Raw genomic sequence first — 16,169 nt, forward strand, 5'->3', positions numbered from 1 at the left:
GACCAAAGCAGCCCAAAAACAAATATTTAACATACTATAAGAAAGTGCAAAGACTGGTCATAATAAGCTATTAACGTGACCTAGACAGCTAAATTAACATTACACATATTATGTATGGTTTAAGTCTGCATGATGTTTGCTGCGTATATAAAACACCAAAATATATTAATATGATAACGCAGCTTTTAACAGAAAAACACAGACTGGGAATAGGAGGAGTAGCCATAGGTACTGCTTTTGAAAATATTACAGATGAGGAATCTTATGAGATACTTCAGACAGCATGGAATGCCGGAATAAGATATTATGATACCTCACCATGGTATGGGCTTACCAAAAGCGAAAGAAGGTTTGGTCATTTTCTTAAGGATAAAAACCATGATGATTTTATATTTTCAACAAAAGTAGGAAGGCTTTTCCGGGAAGTTCCTGAATCTGAAGTACCTCCTACGATGTGGAAAAATCCGCTTAATTATGATTTCAGGCATGATTATACTGCTGATGCTATAAAAAAGTCTATTGAAGACAGTCTGCAAAGAACCGGATTAGATCACATTGATATTGTTTATATTCATGATCTTTCTGAGGATCAGGTAGGAGACCGCTATCCTTATTTTCTGAAGCAGGCAAGGGAAGGGGCATTTAAAATTCTTTCAGAGCTTAGAAGTCAAGGGGTTATTAAAGCATGGGGTATGGGAGTCAATAAAATTGAGCCTATTCTCGATTGTATTGAATCTGCAGATCCTGACATTTGTCTTTCTGCCACTCAATATTCTATTCTGGAACATGAAGATGCTGTTGACAGACTTCTTCCAGCCGTTAAAAAAGCTGGGGTAAAACTGGTTTCCGGAGCGGGATATAATTCCGGATATATTGCAGGAAGGGAAAGATATAATTACAAAGATGTCATTCCGAAAGGAATGGAACAAAAGCGAGCAAGAATAATGGCTATTGCAGAGAAATATCATATCAATATTATAGATGCAGCGCTTCATTTTGTACTGGCATCGGACGAGTTTGCCTCTATTATCCCCGGAGCGAGTAAGCCGGGTCAGGTACAGGATAATCTGAAAGCATTGCATGCAGATATTCCTCTTGGTTTCTGGCAAGAACTCAAAGCAGAAGGATTGATCTATGGAAAAGCTCAGGTTCCGCAATAGAATTACCTGATTTTGTCAGTATTTAATAAAGCTTCAAAATTTCTTCAAAATTTAGTTATAGATTTATCCCATGAAAATTCTAATCGTTGAAGATGAAGCTGAACTTGCCAAAAGTATTTCCGAATATTTATCCGGAGAGCATTATCTCTGTGAGAATGCAGGTACTTATCATGAAGCCATGAGCAAGATAGAAGCATTTGATTATGACTGTATCTTGCTGGATATTATGCTTCCTGATGGGAATGGACTTACTATTTTAGAGGAATTAAAAAAACAGCAAAAAGAGGATGGCGTCATTATCATCTCAGCAAAAAATGCGCTGGATGACAAGATTGAAGGATTAAAATTGGGTGCTGATGATTACCTTACCAAACCTTTTCACTTATCGGAACTTATGGCAAGGGTATATTCTGTTATCAGAAGAAAACAATTCCACAGTTCTAATGTGATTAGACAGAATGAGCTTCAGATTGATCTTCTGGCTAAGTCCGTGGTTGTTAATAATGAACCTATTTCTTTAACGAAAAAGGAGTTTGATCTTCTGATTTATTTTATAGGAAACAAAAATAAGGTTATCTCCAAAAGTACACTTGCTGAGCATCTTTCCGGAGATTTTGCCGATATGTTTGATAATCATGATTTTGTTTATGCCCATGTGAAAAATCTTAAGAAAAAACTTTATGATGCAGGTTCCGGTCATTATTTAAAAACGGTGTATGGAACAGGCTATAAGTGGACAGAAACGGAATAATATGTCTATTGAACAATTTATAATCTAGCAGTATTTTGAAACCTCTTTTAACGCAAACCACAAAACCTTTTATCATCTATGTGCTTATTGTATTGATGATAAGTATTCCTGTATATTATTTTGTGGTAGATACAATCTGGCAGGGGGAGCTGGATGAGCATAATCAGATTATTGTAGAAAAAACTGCTTATAAATTCAATCATTTAAAGCTTTCAGATGAAGAGCTGGACCAAAGTATTGCCTTATGGAACCGTATTCAGCCAGAAACAGATATCGAAAAGATTTCTGCAGAACAAGTAAAGAAAGACAGTGTTTATATCAGTGAAAAACCTATTTCATTTACTGCAGAAAATAAAAAGGAACGATATAGATGCCTGAAAAAAGTAATTTATATTCAGGGAAACCCGTATTTGTTTACAATAGAGACCAATATTGAAGAATCTCATGAAACCATTGGGGTAATTGCCATGATTACCGTGTTTTTCTTTGTAATGATTGTCCTGGGACTTTTATATCTGAACAGAAAACTTTCAGCTTCTATCTGGAAACCTTTCAGAGATACATTGAGCCGGTTAAAAACTTTTAACTTAAACAGCCAGAGTAAAATTGAATTTCCCTCTTCAGATACTACAGAGTTTGAGGAGCTGAATCAATCTCTTCAAAAGCTTATAGAACGTAATATTTCTGTTTATAAAACCCAAAAGGAATTTACTGAGAATGCTTCTCACGAGCTACAGACTCCACTGGCGATTCTTAAAAACAAGCTTGATCTTTTGCTACAGGATAAAGATCTTACAGAAAGGCAATATCAGATTGTGGAAGATATGAATAAAGCGCTCACCAGAAGTTCCAGAATTAATAAAAACCTTTTATTACTGGCAAAAATAGAGAATCATCAGTTCGATAATTCTGAGGTAATTCTACTGGATGAGATATTGCATCAAATTATTGATATCCTTCAGGAACATTTTGAACAGAAAAATATAAAATTAGAACAGGAAATAGCCGGCAATATCACAGTAAACGGGAACAATGGTCTGGCAGAAGTTTTGATCAATAACCTCATCATCAATGCTATTCGTCATACTTATCCGGGAGGTTGTATTTCTATTCGACTTACAGATTCTGTTTTTGAAGTATCCAACTCAGGAGATGAAGAACTGAATACCAATCTATTATTTAAGAGGTTTTCAAAGTTATCTGCCAATAATAATGGTAGTGGATTAGGACTCTCTATTATTCAGGAGATCTGTAAGTTTCATCATTGGACAGCACATTACAGATTTCAAAACGGGAAACATATTTTTTCTGTTAATTTATAATTTCTTTAACACCTCTAAAATCAAAATTCAAAATTTCTTCTAAATCAGATTGCACTTTTGTAGTGAAAATATTTACATACTGAAGTGTAAATTTTATTTAGAAATGATTTTAAAAATTATCCTTTTATTTGCAGGAACTATTGTTGCCTTTTGGATCAGTGCTATTTGCGGCGGTGGTGCCAGTCTTATTCTTATTCCTATATTGAATCTGCTGCTTCCCACTTCTCTGGTTCCTTTTTCCCTTACAATCGGAACTTTTACGAGTTCAGCTTCACGAATTGCTGTATTTAAGCAGCATATCAACTGGAAAATATTCCTGTGGTTTGTTCCGTTTTCTATTCCGGCAGTTTTATTGGGGGCTTATCTGATCAAATATGTCAATCCCAATTATCTTCAGCTGATGGTTGCTTTCTTTCTGATTGCCAATCTTCCTCAGCTTTTCAGTTCAAAAAATAAAACAGAAAAAGCAGAAAAAGAATATCCTAAATCTACATTGGCTGTGATTGGTTTCCTGGCGGGTTTTATTTCTGGTATTACAGGAGCTGTAGGGCTTCTTTTCAACCGTTTTTATCTGAAATTCGGACTTAAAAAGGAAGAAATTGTAGCAACACGTGCTGCCAATGAGGTTTTTCTTCATCTTATTAAACTGATCATTTATATTTCGTTGGGATTATATTCCAATACGGCTTTATGGTTAGGTATTGCTATTGCGATGGCTGCAATTGTTTCTTCATATACTGTAAAATATATTCTTCCTCACCTTAGTGAAAATCTATTTAAGAAGATAGGATACGCAGCAATGGTTGTATCAGGAATCACTTTAATGACAAGTACTTCAAATAAAATTATTCAACAGGATCAAATTACTTTCAAGAGCTCATCTACAGCAAAAAAGAATATTTATACAATGTCCTGGAAAGATACCCGTCTGGTATTGGAATACAAGGCACATGAAGGGGTAGAAATTGAGAAAAGTATCCGCCCGGAAGAGCTGTCAGGAGATCTGAAAGCAAAATATCATCGTCTCATAGAACATTATGATGAAGTGCATATAGAAAAGGTGTATGCACTGGGGAAAAAAACAAGTCACGAATTCTACTGTTACAAAGACAACGTACTTACAAAATTTAAGGCGTAATGATATTAATAATGGAGAGGAAATAGTAGTTCACAGATTCTTTCAGTGATTTTGATGTCACTGGATTGGAAGTATTGAATTGCTAGTGAAGATGTCTTAAAATATTCTATTTAAAGCTTAAAGTTTTGAACAAGAATAATTTCAATCGAATAAAAAAATAATATAATGAGAACAGCAAACAAAGTAGCAGCCGTTACCATACTTTTCTGGCTGATGAAAATTGTAGCGACTACATTAGGAGAAACGCTGGGTGATTTTATTTCCATGACTTTAAACTTAGGGTACACTATGGGAATTATCATCACATTGGCATTCTTCATTCTCATATTATCTGTGCAGCTTACTCTTAAAAAATATAGTCCGCCGGTCTATTGGATGGTGATTATCGGAACTACAACCTTAGGAACAGAAATTTCTGATTTTATAGACAGAACACTCCATGCCGGATATCTTGTGGGAAGTTTAATCCTTCTTTTCGGACTGCTGATCTCGCTTTTTCTATGGAACAAAAGGTATGGTAATCTTGAAGTTTATCCTATTTCTGAGAGAAGCAAAGAGTTTTATTATTGGATAGCCATATTATTTTCCAACAGCCTGGGAACAGCTTTTGGGGACTTTCTGAGTGATAATTTAAGATTGGGTTATATGACAGGAGCATGTATTACCGGATTAATCATTCTGATAGTGGTTTTGCTTCATTATTTTACCAGAATCAATCATGTGCTTTTATTTTGGATCGCATTTGTTTTTACCCGCCCGTTTGGGGCAACGTTTGGAGATCTGTTGACAAAACCTCTGGCAAAAGGAGGGCTGGATCTGGGAACTATGAATGCATCCCTTGTATCACTCGGCTTAATAGCAATCATGATTTTTATTTCTCAAAGGAAACATCGTGAAACATCTTTTTAAATTTCTTCTTTATTCTAATTATAATGGTCAAACTTCTTCAAAAAACACTGATCTGTATTATCGTTGTTAATTCATTTTATGGTAACATCAATGCACAGAGCACAAATGACAGCACCACGGTACAGGAACCTCAACAGGATAGCATCAGTATCGTAAGGAATACACTTAATTATAAAAGTCTCATCATTCCCGGAGCATTAATTGCCTATGGTGTGGCTGGTTTAACTATGAATAATATAAAACAGCTCAACGTTTCTACTCGTACGGAAATCAATGAACATCAGCCGGCACGTATCAATCTCGACAATTATACCCAGTATGCACCTGCTGTAATGGTATATGGGCTTAATGCAATGGGAATAAAAGGAAAACATAACCTCAGAGACCGTACCATCATTTATGCTTCGTCTCAGTTAATTGTCGCAGCTTTTACAATGCCATTGAAATATCTTGTCAAAGAAGAGAGACCTGATCAATCCAATACCTTATCATTTCCTTCAGGGCATTCTGCAGCAGCATTTTCCTCCGCTCAGTTTATGTTTAGGGAGTATAAAGACACTAATTTTTGGCTGAGCCTCTCCGGATATCCTTTTGCTGTGTTTACCGGAGTTTACAGAATGTTGAATGATAAACACTGGCTGGGAGATGTAGCTGCGGGGGCAGGATTCGGGATTCTTTCTACAGAACTTGCGTATTGGCTTTTTCCAAAAATTGACAGTATGCTGCGTGGGAAAAATAAAGATAAAAAATTATCTGCTTCTACCATGATTATGCCTTTTTATCAGAATAAAATAGTTGGAATAGGGTTGGTAAAAAGTTTTTAAAGGATCAGGAGCAAAGATTAGGAACTAGTACAAAGTCTAACCTTTTACTGAACCAATAGGTCATTTTCTAATCACAAAGAAAGATGATTCAAATGTTCTTATTTTAGGAAGCTAAAAGTACGCTTTCTCGCTGAAGAAGCTTAGTGGATATACATTTGCTTAGAAAGAATCAATGAAATTGATTCCATCCTTTGCCCCCTGAAAATATGAGATAAGAGGCTAAAACCTTTAGTTTGTAATTATTAATAAACCAATAAAGATTCTTAGCTTTTCAGTTATTAATCTTCCACAAGAAACAGGGTGAATCATTACTAAAAAAAGGTTCCCAGACCTATGCAAAGATTATGAACCCTGTTTCTTAGAGAGTAAGGTCATAATAGAAATTAAGGTTCCAGACCTATTATCAAGGGCTTAGACAAAACTCTCCATGTGGAAAAAAATATTTTTCATATGAAACAAAAGTACGTAATAGGAATTGATGTCTCCAAATCAAAATTGGATTGTAGTGTAATCAATACAAGTTTGAATCTCCAAAGCCACAGTGTTATCGAGAATACCGAAAAAGGCATAAGATCTTATCTGAAAGAAATGCTTCAAACCCTCAAAATAAACAGCGAAGATCTTCTTGTTTGTTGCGAAAATACAGGTATTTATAACCGTCCCTTAGAGAGGGTATGTATAAAATTAGATATAAGTTTATGGGTCGAACATGCATTAAAGATTAAACGTGCCAGTACTGATATGCGTGGTAAAAGTGATCGTAAAGATGCCTTTCGGATTGCGGAATATGCAGTAAGGTATAATGATAGAATTACTACTTATAGTGAGCCTTTAGATAGAGTAAAAGAAATCAATACCCTGATTAAGTGTAGAGAAACATTGCTGGCTCAAAAGGTAGCTATCACCAATCAATTGAGAGAAGCGATGAGTCATGATATTTTTGAATATAAAATTCTCAATCACTCCTATAAAAAGACATTGAAAATTATTGAGACCTCTATTAAGGAAATAGAGGAAAAGATTGAATTAATAACGAGTGGTGATAATGAGATAAGTCGTAATAAAGAACTCTTAACTTCTATCCCAGGGATTGGTAATATATGTGCTGTTAATTTAATAGTGACCACTAATAACTTTCAATCCTTTAAAAATCCTAAGCATCTGGCATGCTACATTGGAGTGGTTCCCTTTAAAAATGAGTCAGGAAAGGTTGTAAAAAAAGAAAGAGTATCAAAAATGGCCAATACTAAAATAAAAAAATTACTTCATATGGCTGCAATGGCTGCTATAAGATCAGATCAGGAATTAAAAGCTTACTTCCATAGAAAAGTCAGCGAAGGGAAAAATAAAATGAACGTTTTAAATGCAGTTAAGAATAAACTTGTCCATCGAATTATTGCTATAATTAACAGAAATGAACATTTTTTACCCCAAAAAGAATTTCTATCAAATAGAGAAAAAAATTCTTGCATATTAACATAGAAATCTTTGCGTTAAATTAAATTGCATACATACAATATTATTATCCCTCAGTTTTTGAAAGTGGTAAATATATGAATAATGATTACGACCAATTCTATGAAAAAGCACCGTTCAAATAATGAACGGTGCTTTTTTATCTTGATGATATTACAGGTTTTCCTGATAGAAAGGAATCAGTTGGTCTAAAGCAATTTTTACAGGTTCTGGCTGATCATAAAGTTCATAATGTGACCATCCTTCTGCAATCACCAGTTCTTTTTTCTCTGATCTGGCTCTTCTCATGATTTCCAGCCCGTCTCTATACGCTCCAAATCCTCCCGGTCTATCACCAATTATCACCATTAATGGCTGAGTTAACAATACTTCTGCCAAATAAAAAGCATCCCAACCCACAGCAGCGCTGCTTCTGGAATATAAATAGCTGGTTGCTCCGTTTGGCTTTTCTCCTCTTGCAGTTTTGTAGTATTCTGTAGCTTCCAATACATCAATATCTTTAATTCCTGCAACTTTTGCTGCTTCTACAGAAGGAGGTAAAAAAAGATTGATTTGAGGTTCTGTGCCTCTTGCTTCAGCAGTACGTTGTTCTGCAATCTTTTCTAGGGTTTCAATAGGGTTCCAGTTTCCAAAAGCTTCTCTCCAAAGTCTCCCATAATTGACTCCTGTTACACTTCCTACCGCTTTAATACGACGTTCGGTCATTGCTGCATTGATGGCATAGCCGCCACCGCCACAAATGCCTAATACCCCAATACGTTTTTCGTCTACATATGGAAGGGTTACAAGATAATCACAGGCACAACGAAAATCTTCTACTCTCCATGCAGGATCTTCAATGAAACGGATATCTCCACCGCTTGCTCCCTGAAAAGAGGCATCAAATGCTAATACAACAAATCCTGCATCTGCCAACGCCTGCCCATAAATATTTCCAGAGGTCTGTTCTTTACAGCTTCCTATAGGATGCGCACTGATAATGGCTGCATATTTTTTGTCTTTATCAAAATTTGGAGGCAAATATAAATCTGCTGATACGTTCCAATGAAGATTTTTAAATGTTACTGACTGAATCATAATACTTTTTTTAGTGATTGATTACTCTATTTATTTTATGATACAAATGTACAGTTGGCAACTTTCAAAGGAGGTAGACATATTACCTGAAAACGGATACATTTTACTGATGAAGAACTGTAATATTAATTGTTAAATGACAATATAATTCCATAAGCATAAAATAGAATACACTAAATGAATGAAAAAAATATAAAATATTAATATTTATTCTATTATAAGTTATATTTTTGCTGTTCTAAACTAAAAAGCTAAAAACTATGAAATTCAATTATAAAAAAACTATTCCTGTTTTGGCAGGTCTGTTTTTTTCAGGCTTTAGTATGGCACAAGCTCCAGCTATAGAATGGCAAAAGTCCTTAGGAGGAACAAGTACAGACTATGCAAATTCTATTATTCAAACTGCTGATGGTGGCTATATGATAGCTGGTAGTTCCAGTTCAACCAATGGTAATGTAACGGGAAATCACGGAAATTATGACTACTGGCTTGTAAAATTAAATCCAACAGGAAATCTTCAATGGCAAAAATCTTTAGGCGGAACAGAAAATGACTTTGCATGTTCCATCATTCAGACTGCAGATGGGGGATATGTGGTTGCAGGAGCTACAGGTTCAAACAACGGTGACGTATCAGGAAATCATGGGTTTGATGATGGATGGGTTTTAAAATTAAATTCTGACGCAGGAGTTATTCACTGGAAAAAAACTTTCGGTGGAACAGATGATGACTGGATCGATAAAATAGTTCCCACTACAGATGGCGGATATGTATTTGCAGGACATTCTAAGTCAAATAATGGAGATGTAGGGGGAAATAAAGGTTACATCGATTACTGGATCGTAAAAATAAATTCTGATGGGAATATCCAGTGGAAAAAATCTTTCGGTGGAACAGCAGATGACAGAGCGACTTCCATTGTTCAGACCAGCGATGGTGGTTATGCAGTTTCCGGATTTGCTGAAGGAAATACCGGTGATATAACAGGAAATCATGGCAACGCAGATTTTTGGATCTTAAGATTAAATTCTGATGGTGGTGTTGTTTTTTGGAAAAAATCTTTTGGAGGATTATATCCAGATTTAGCATATTCTATGGTCGCAACTTCAGATGGTGGATATATTATAGCAGGTCAATCATCTTCTACTGATGGAGATGTAACGGGAAATCACGGTGGAACGGATGCCTGGGTTGTAAAAATAAATGAAGCAGGAAATCTTCAATGGCAAAAAGCGTTGGGTGGGACAAAAATAGACCAAGCATTTTCTATTATCCAATCCTCTGATGGTGGGTATATGGTAGTAGGAAATACTCTTTCAACTGATGGTGATGTAACAGGATATCATCCTCCAGAAGTTACAGGTCCTGGAGAAGCGCCTCTTTCTTTTGATTATTGGGCTGTAAAACTCAGTGCTACAGGAAATATTCAGTGGCAAAAGTGTTTAGGAGGATCTGGAACGGATGAGGCTAGCTCTGTAATCCAAACCACGGATGGCGGATATGCAATTGCAGGAAGTTCTACATCTAACAATGGTGATGTAACCGGGAATCATGGAAATTATGATGTTTGGGTTGTAAAACTTGCCCCTGAGAATCTGGCAACTAACGAAGTTTCAAAAGATGCTGCCGTTACAGCTAATGTTTTCCCTAATCCGGCAAAAGATCACATTATGGTAAAGCTTGATTATTTCACCCCTTCTATGGAAGCTACCATTACAGATATGTTGGGTAAAAAAGTTCATCAGCAGAAACTGGAAGGATTAAAAACAACGATTAATACAAATCACCTTGAAAAAGGGGTTTATTTTCTGAATATAGTTGGAGGTACACAAAAAATAGCGAAGAAATTCATTATAGAATAAGGATACTAAAAATAGTAAACCGAAAAAACCACACTGTTTGTGTGGTTTTTTGTATTATAAAATGCATTCAGACTACTTTTGCTTTACGGATGATCTTTGCCAGCAGATTTGGAAAGAATCTTTTCAGATAAATACCTAATACTTCTTTACCTCCAATAGCTTTTTGATATTTCTTTTTTTCAATAGCAGATAACATTTTTCTGGCAAAAACCTCTACAGGCATTCCTTTCATGGTGGCATCATCCATTGTTCCCTGCGTAGAACCATCACCTACAACAGCATTTATGGAAACATTGGTTTGTATAAATCCGGGACAGATGATTGTTATCAAAATATGTTGAGCATATAATTCTGCACGTAAAGCATCAAAGAAACCGTGAAGAGCATGTTTAGCAGCCGCGTAACCACTACGCATCGGAGCTCCGAAAACGCCCATCAGGCTTGAAACTACAGCAATCTGTCCGCCTCCTTTTTTAATCATATAAGGAACCACAGCCTTTGTCAATGCCACAGTTCCGATAAAATCAATATCCATTAAACGTTTATCAACTTCTATATCTGTTTCTATTGCCAGTGAGCGCTGTGATAATCCCGCATTATTAATAAGAATATCAATTTTCCCAAACTTTTCTATTGCCAGTGCTGCAATATCGGGCATTTCTTTATAATTTTTTAAATCTAAAGGTATTACTGCGTATTGGTTTACGGTAAGTCCGGCACTTTCTGCTACTTCATATAGCTGTTCCTCATTTCTTGAAGAAAGAATAATTTTAGCATTACTGTTTTTTACCAGCTCCCTTACCAAAGCTTCTCCGATTCCTGATGATGCTCCCGTAATCCAGACTACTTTGTCGTTATAATAATTATTCATCAGCAAAAATTATATGTTTGTGTTTTCTTTTTTTAATCCTGCAATATATTTTCCTGCTTTCATTCCGGAGAAGATGCAGCCACCCAGAAATGTTCCTTCCAGCGCACGGTAACCGTGCATTCCGCCACCGCCAAAGCCTGCGGCTTCACCTGCTGCATAGAGCCCTTCAATGATCGTTTCATCCTTTCTTAGAACCTGTCCGTTAAGATTTGTTTTTATTCCGCCCAGCGTTTTTCTGGTTAAAATATTAAGACGTATGGCAATTAAAGGTCCATTTTCCGGTGAAAGGATCTTATGCGGAGCTGCCACTCTTCCAAGTTTATCTCCTAAATAGCTTCTGGTGCTTCTGATATAATTGATTTGAGTGTCTTTTGAAAATTTATTATCCAGTTCTCTGTCTCTCGCTTCAATCTGGGATTTTATTTTTTCATAATTCAACAGATGATCACCAGACAGCAAATTCATTTTTTCCACCAAATCTTTCAGATTATCCGAAACAATAAAGTCTTTTCCATGTTCCTTAAAGGCTTCTACAGGTCCCGGAGCTTTTTTGCCAAAGATTCTTTTCAGAAAAAGAGTATAATCTTTATTGGTAATATCCGGATTCTGTTCTGAACCGGAGAGAGCAAATTCTTTTTTAATGATCTTTTGAGTAAGGATAAACCAGGAATAAGAATATCCCGTGTCCTGTATGTATTTTAAAGTACCTAATGTATCAAATCCCGGCAGGAAAGGGGATGGTAGACGGTTACCCTTTGCATCAAACCATAAAGAAGACGGTCCGGGAAGTATTCTAATCCCGTGATTAGACCAGACAGGATTCCAGTTTTGAATACCTTCTGTATAATGCCACATCCGATCCCGGTTGATGATGTCTGCTCCTGCATTTTCAGCTATTCCGATCATTTTTCCATCTACATAATCAGGAACTCCGCAAACCATATTTTCGGGTGCTTTTCCTAATCTTTCGGGCCAGTTTTTTCTTACCAATTCATGATTGGCACCTATTCCTCCTGATGCAATAATAATGTGAGGTGCAGAATATTCAAACTGAGCGATGATATTTCGATTGGTAGCAGCACCTCTTTCTTTAGCATCATTCTCAAGAACATCTCCTTTAAGACCTGTTATCTTTCCATTTTCTGTGATGAATTCAGTTACTCTATGTCTGAATTTCATCTGTAACAGCCCTTGGTCTCTGGCTTGATATGCCTTTTCTACAAAAGGTTTTATAACACCGGTTCCTGTTCCCCAACTTACATGAAAGCGGGGTACAGAATTCCCATGACCGCTAGCTGATCCATCACCGCGCTCTGCCCATCCCACCATAAACATCAGCTTGATCCCTAATCTGGAAATGTAGTTGTATTTTTCTCCTGCTGCAAATTTCAAATAGGCTTCTGCCCATTTTCTGGGCCAATAATCTTCTTCACGATCAAAGCCTGCCGTTCCTTTCCAATCTTGCAATGCCAAATCATAAGAGTCTTTAATTCCCATTCTACGTTGTTGGGGAGAATTGATCAGAAAAAGACCTCCAAAAGACCAAAATGCCTGTCCTCCGATATTCTGTTCAGTTTCCTGATCCAGCAGGAGTACTTTTTTTCCGACGTTGGTAATCTCCATCGCAGCAGTAAGCCCCGCCAGTCCGGTTCCTATAATAATAACATCAGGCTGGAATTTCTCATCCATAACAAAGCCGTTTTTTTATTTCAATACTTTATATAAAAATACAAAATATCCATAACAAACTCAATAAAACAGCATTTAAAACAGAAAATAAACAATATTAATAGAAATAGATTAATAAGTTAATATTTTAATCCAATATTTCAAATTCAACAACAGCTCCGAGATCTTTCAGTTCTTTGGAAGTTTTTTGTAACCATTTGCTATATCCAGTTCTGAAAAATATACGAGGTGATTTACTCAGTTTAAGAGCTTCAGGTCCGGAAAGACCAAGTTCTTTTTTCAAAAGTGCAATGATCTTCATTTTATTAGGTCCGGTATCTGTGATGTATAAATTTACTTTTGAGCCGCTTGAATTATAACATTCCTCTTCTATATTTTCCAAGTCTAAAACACTTTCGTCCTCAATCGTTAGATAAACATCCTTCCAAAAAGGATTTTCAAGATCTATATTTTCATCAAAGTAATTGATTAATGCTGTCTTATCGTATCTAATATTTTGAATATCCTCCAGTATTTTTTGAAAGATTCCAAGGCTATCAGCAATTTTTAAAGGCTCCCAATGTCCTTGTCCATGATAAGCAAAATATACAGAAAATCCACTTTCTGCTTCTTTTAAATCTATAAAAAAAGGATCTGAAAAATAATTGGTTGCCAGCACAATCCAGCTGGATTTAAAATGTCCGGGTTCATCACTTGTCAGATCCTGGCTTTCCACCGAATTATAATGATAGCCATCTTGAAAATAATAAATATGTTCCCTAGGAGCGTAATATTCCGGCAATGCAATGCCTTCAATCGCAATAGCTTTTTTTAAGAATTCTGTAATATCCGGAAAGGAGGATATTTGCTCAAGCAAATTAATATTTTCACTTTTTCGTTTCTCAATATCAGCCTCTGACAATACATTTTTTTGATTCTCAAAAGGAAATTTACGCTGCATCCAATGTAATAGATCACGGTCTAACACTTCAAGATCTTCTTCATGTAATACTCCGTACGAACTTAAATATACCTTTGTATCCTTATTATTTTTTGAAATCACAGCAACCTGCCCTCCGGAATCGTCTGCAACTGGAATATACTCAGGTAAATATTCTTCAAATTCATAGGTATCATAACGTTCCTGAATCTCTTCTTCATCCCGGAAAACACGTATCACCTCATAAATGACAGTTTCTTTATGCTTTTTAGTAAAAATTTTTATAAAGTTTGACCAATGTTCAGGAAGATTGATTTTCATAAGGAAAAATACTTTTAAAGTACCATAAATCATAGACTATGGTTTGTTTAAAGGTTAAATATACAAAAAGGGAATTCATCCGCCGCTTTATCATGGTTTAAAATCATTCAAAAATAGGCTTATACAGCCTTTTCCGGTTCAATAAATCATTTATATATTTGTGAAAAATAGAAGTATGAAGTATTTATTTGTTATGGTATGCTTTGTCTGTTCCATTTTTGGAAAGGCACAGCAGACAAAAGATCCATGGAAAGACAGTCAGTTGATGGATCCGGCATTATTGGCATCAAGAATTGTACAGAACAAGACCAAGGATTTATTAATCATTTCCGTAGGTCCTGAAGCCATTATTAAAGGTTCTGTAGATATCGGACCAACTCATGAGCCTGAGAATCTGGAAAAATTAAGAAATTACCTTAAAGATATTCCTAAAAATAGGGAAGTTGTTATTTATTGTGGTTGCTGTCCTTTTGTAAAATGTCCGAATATTCGTCCGGCATTTAATCTATTAATGGAAATGGGCTTTAAAAATACTAAACTTTTAAATCTACCGAAGAATATCAAGACGGATTGGCTGGATAAAGATTACCCTACAAATGATTAATATGAGAGTCGGAATTACTATATTATTTTTAATCATTTTCTCAGGATTTACATCTGCCCAAACTCAAATTGAAATAGGAAAGAAAACTCCTGAAATTACAATGTCTAAAGCTGATGGAACCCCGTTTTCGCTTTCTGCATTAAAAGGAAAATTAGTCCTTATTGATTTTTGGGCAACATGGTGCGCTCCCTGCGTAGGTGAACAGCCGGAATTGAAAAAGCTGTATGAAACTTATACAGAGCAGGTAAAAAATAACAAATTTGAAATCCTTGGTGTTTCTTTGGATAAAAACAAGGAAAGCTGGCAAAAAGCTATAGACCGATTTAATATCAATTGGATACAGATCAGTGATTTAAAATTCTGGAAAAGCCCTGTAGCAAAAGCTTATGAAATAGATGAACTGCCTTTCAACGTTATCATTGACGGTGAAGGAACCATTATCGCTAAAAATCTTCACGAAAAGGAGTTAGAAGAGTTTTTAAAGAAAAGCTTAAGCCAGAATTAGGATCATCATCAAACAATATTTTAATGTAAAAGAGCAGTAATTGATTTTACTGTTCTTTTTTATTCAACATGATCAGGAATTTTATATATCCTTTTAATTCTTAAGGCTTATATTTACTCACATATTTATTTCCCTTCACCCAAAATCTTCAGGGCAGTAATGCATCTTCACCTGCGTACGCAACGCCTACGCGTGGTCCGGATTCTATTTCATCTGAAGAATATTGAATGTGGTGATTCTCAATCCATATTTCTGTTCCGGAAAGTTCTTTTTGGTTGAAAGTACGGTCAATTCCTAAAGCTTTTGCAGCAGAACCGGGACCTGAAGAGATTGCAGCTTTCGAGGCAGGCATATTTCGCCTTGATTCCATGATTTCTTTTCCAATTAAAGGTTCTATTGCTCTGATGAGAACGGCATGAGGGTCATTTTCCACAGAGGTCACTACATTGAAAAGATGATGAATTCCATAGCATAAATAAACATAGGATATTCCGCCATGGCTGTATAATGTTTCGGTTCTGTCTGTACGTCTTCCTCCGTAGGCATGTGAAGCTTTGTCCTGAATCCCAAAATAGGCTTCTGTTTCTACAATGATTCCCGCGGTGATATTTCCATTGATCTCTGTGAAAAGTACATTCCCCAGAAGGTCTTTCGCCAGAAAAAGGACGTCTTGGTTAGAATAATAGGAGAGTGGCAGCTTCAAATTGGTCGTGTTTGGTGATTTGTACTCAAAATTAAGGA

General features: G+C 35.9%; 15 protein-coding genes. 10 read left to right on the plus strand and 5 right to left on the minus strand.

Going from position 1 to position 16,169, the window contains the following annotated elements; translation table 11 throughout:
* The first annotated feature begins 170 nt into the window (after window positions 1-170).
* From AC5YGG_RS19295 to AC5YGG_RS19325, 7 genes are all read left to right on the plus strand, one after another.
* On the plus strand, window positions 171-1,160 hold the full coding sequence (locus AC5YGG_RS19295) for an aldo/keto reductase (protein ID WP_496146056.1): 990 nt from the start codon (window positions 171-173) through the stop codon (window positions 1,158-1,160).
* 70 nt (window positions 1,161-1,230) lie between these two features.
* Complete coding sequence (locus AC5YGG_RS19300; RefSeq protein ID WP_496146057.1) at window positions 1,231-1,911, plus strand: response regulator transcription factor; 681 nt, start codon at window positions 1,231-1,233, stop codon at window positions 1,909-1,911.
* A gap of 35 nt (window positions 1,912-1,946) precedes the next feature.
* Window positions 1,947-3,233 carry a PorY family sensor histidine kinase gene (gene porY, locus AC5YGG_RS19305; protein ID WP_496146058.1) on the plus strand — a complete coding sequence of 429 codons (1,287 nt, stop codon included), beginning with the start codon at window positions 1,947-1,949 and terminating at the stop codon, window positions 3,231-3,233.
* Window positions 3,234-3,336: 103 nt separating this feature from the next.
* On the plus strand, window positions 3,337-4,371 hold the full coding sequence (locus AC5YGG_RS19310) for a sulfite exporter TauE/SafE family protein (protein WP_496146059.1): 1,035 nt from the start codon (window positions 3,337-3,339) through the stop codon (window positions 4,369-4,371).
* A gap of 165 nt (window positions 4,372-4,536) precedes the next feature.
* Complete coding sequence (locus tag AC5YGG_RS19315) at window positions 4,537-5,280, plus strand: COG4705 family protein (protein WP_496146060.1); 744 nt, start codon at window positions 4,537-4,539, stop codon at window positions 5,278-5,280.
* Between the two features lie 23 nt (window positions 5,281-5,303).
* On the plus strand, window positions 5,304-6,104 hold the full coding sequence (locus tag AC5YGG_RS19320) for a phosphatase PAP2 family protein (RefSeq protein ID WP_496146061.1): 801 nt from the start codon (window positions 5,304-5,306) through the stop codon (window positions 6,102-6,104).
* A gap of 450 nt (window positions 6,105-6,554) precedes the next feature.
* Window positions 6,555-7,586 (plus strand): IS110 family RNA-guided transposase, encoded by a 1,032-nt coding sequence (locus tag AC5YGG_RS19325; RefSeq protein WP_496146062.1) that lies wholly within the window; start codon window positions 6,555-6,557, stop codon window positions 7,584-7,586.
* 147 nt (window positions 7,587-7,733) lie between these two features.
* On the opposite strand, the gene AC5YGG_RS19330 is transcribed toward AC5YGG_RS19325, so the two are convergent.
* Window positions 7,734-8,657: an alpha/beta hydrolase gene (locus AC5YGG_RS19330; protein WP_496146063.1), complete on the minus strand. Its 924-nt coding sequence runs from the start codon at window positions 8,655-8,657 to the stop codon at window positions 7,734-7,736.
* Between the two features lie 260 nt (window positions 8,658-8,917).
* On the opposite strand from AC5YGG_RS19330, the gene AC5YGG_RS19335 reads away from it, so the two are divergent.
* The gene (locus AC5YGG_RS19335; RefSeq protein WP_496146064.1) at window positions 8,918-10,519 is read left to right on the plus strand and encodes a T9SS type A sorting domain-containing protein; all 1,602 of its coding nucleotides are present in this window, start codon (window positions 8,918-8,920) and stop codon (window positions 10,517-10,519) included.
* 67 nt (window positions 10,520-10,586) lie between these two features.
* Here AC5YGG_RS19335 and AC5YGG_RS19340 read toward each other — a convergent pair whose 3' ends face one another.
* From AC5YGG_RS19340 to AC5YGG_RS19350, 3 genes are all read right to left on the minus strand, one after another.
* Entirely contained in the window at window positions 10,587-11,390 is an 804-nt protein-coding gene (locus AC5YGG_RS19340) for an SDR family oxidoreductase (protein WP_496146065.1), read from the minus strand.
* Window positions 11,391-11,399: 9 nt separating this feature from the next.
* Window positions 11,400-13,079 carry an FAD-binding dehydrogenase gene (locus tag AC5YGG_RS19345; RefSeq protein WP_496146066.1) on the minus strand — a complete coding sequence of 560 codons (1,680 nt, stop codon included), beginning with the start codon at window positions 13,077-13,079 and terminating at the stop codon, window positions 11,400-11,402.
* 127 nt (window positions 13,080-13,206) lie between these two features.
* Window positions 13,207-14,319: a hypothetical protein gene (locus AC5YGG_RS19350; RefSeq protein WP_496146067.1), complete on the minus strand. Its 1,113-nt coding sequence runs from the start codon at window positions 14,317-14,319 to the stop codon at window positions 13,207-13,209.
* A 175-nt stretch (window positions 14,320-14,494) separates the two neighbouring features.
* Between AC5YGG_RS19350 and AC5YGG_RS19355 the strand changes: the two genes are divergently transcribed.
* Complete coding sequence (locus tag AC5YGG_RS19355) at window positions 14,495-14,923, plus strand: rhodanese-like domain-containing protein (RefSeq protein ID WP_496146068.1); 429 nt, start codon at window positions 14,495-14,497, stop codon at window positions 14,921-14,923.
* A gap of 1 nt (window position 14,924) precedes the next feature.
* Window positions 14,925-15,428 carry a TlpA family protein disulfide reductase gene (locus tag AC5YGG_RS19360; protein ID WP_496146069.1) on the plus strand — a complete coding sequence of 168 codons (504 nt, stop codon included), beginning with the start codon at window positions 14,925-14,927 and terminating at the stop codon, window positions 15,426-15,428.
* A gap of 148 nt (window positions 15,429-15,576) precedes the next feature.
* On the opposite strand, the gene AC5YGG_RS19365 is transcribed toward AC5YGG_RS19360, so the two are convergent.
* Window positions 15,577-16,131 (minus strand): DNA-3-methyladenine glycosylase, encoded by a 555-nt coding sequence (locus AC5YGG_RS19365; protein WP_496146070.1) that lies wholly within the window; start codon window positions 16,129-16,131, stop codon window positions 15,577-15,579.
* Between the last annotated feature and the right edge of the window lie 38 nt (window positions 16,132-16,169).

The sequence above is a fragment of the Chryseobacterium sp. CS2K3 genome, assembly GCF_059515185.1.

What these genes read in the sequence shown, in the direction of transcription:
- AC5YGG_RS19345 (WP_496146066.1), bottom strand. Translation starts at nt 13,079, where the DNA reads ATGGATGAGAAATTCCAGCCTGATGTTATTATTATAGGAACCGGACTG.
- AC5YGG_RS19335 (WP_496146064.1), top strand. Translation starts at nt 8,918, where the DNA reads ATGAAATTCAATTATAAAAAAACTATTCCTGTTTTGGCAGGTCTGTTT.
- AC5YGG_RS19325 (WP_496146062.1), top strand. Translation starts at nt 6,555, where the DNA reads ATGAAACAAAAGTACGTAATAGGAATTGATGTCTCCAAATCAAAATTG.
- AC5YGG_RS19330 (WP_496146063.1), bottom strand. Translation starts at nt 8,657, where the DNA reads ATGATTCAGTCAGTAACATTTAAAAATCTTCATTGGAACGTATCAGCA.
- AC5YGG_RS19355 (WP_496146068.1), top strand. Translation starts at nt 14,495, where the DNA reads ATGAAGTATTTATTTGTTATGGTATGCTTTGTCTGTTCCATTTTTGGA.
- AC5YGG_RS19300 (WP_496146057.1), top strand. Translation starts at nt 1,231, where the DNA reads ATGAAAATTCTAATCGTTGAAGATGAAGCTGAACTTGCCAAAAGTATT.
- AC5YGG_RS19315 (WP_496146060.1), top strand. Translation starts at nt 4,537, where the DNA reads ATGAGAACAGCAAACAAAGTAGCAGCCGTTACCATACTTTTCTGGCTG.
- AC5YGG_RS19295 (WP_496146056.1), top strand. Translation starts at nt 171, where the DNA reads ATGATAACGCAGCTTTTAACAGAAAAACACAGACTGGGAATAGGAGGA.
- AC5YGG_RS19320 (WP_496146061.1), top strand. Translation starts at nt 5,304, where the DNA reads ATGGTCAAACTTCTTCAAAAAACACTGATCTGTATTATCGTTGTTAAT.
- AC5YGG_RS19360 (WP_496146069.1), top strand. Translation starts at nt 14,925, where the DNA reads ATGAGAGTCGGAATTACTATATTATTTTTAATCATTTTCTCAGGATTT.
- AC5YGG_RS19310 (WP_496146059.1), top strand. Translation starts at nt 3,337, where the DNA reads ATGATTTTAAAAATTATCCTTTTATTTGCAGGAACTATTGTTGCCTTT.
- AC5YGG_RS19350 (WP_496146067.1), bottom strand. Translation starts at nt 14,319, where the DNA reads ATGAAAATCAATCTTCCTGAACATTGGTCAAACTTTATAAAAATTTTT.
- AC5YGG_RS19340 (WP_496146065.1), bottom strand. Translation starts at nt 11,390, where the DNA reads ATGAATAATTATTATAACGACAAAGTAGTCTGGATTACGGGAGCATCA.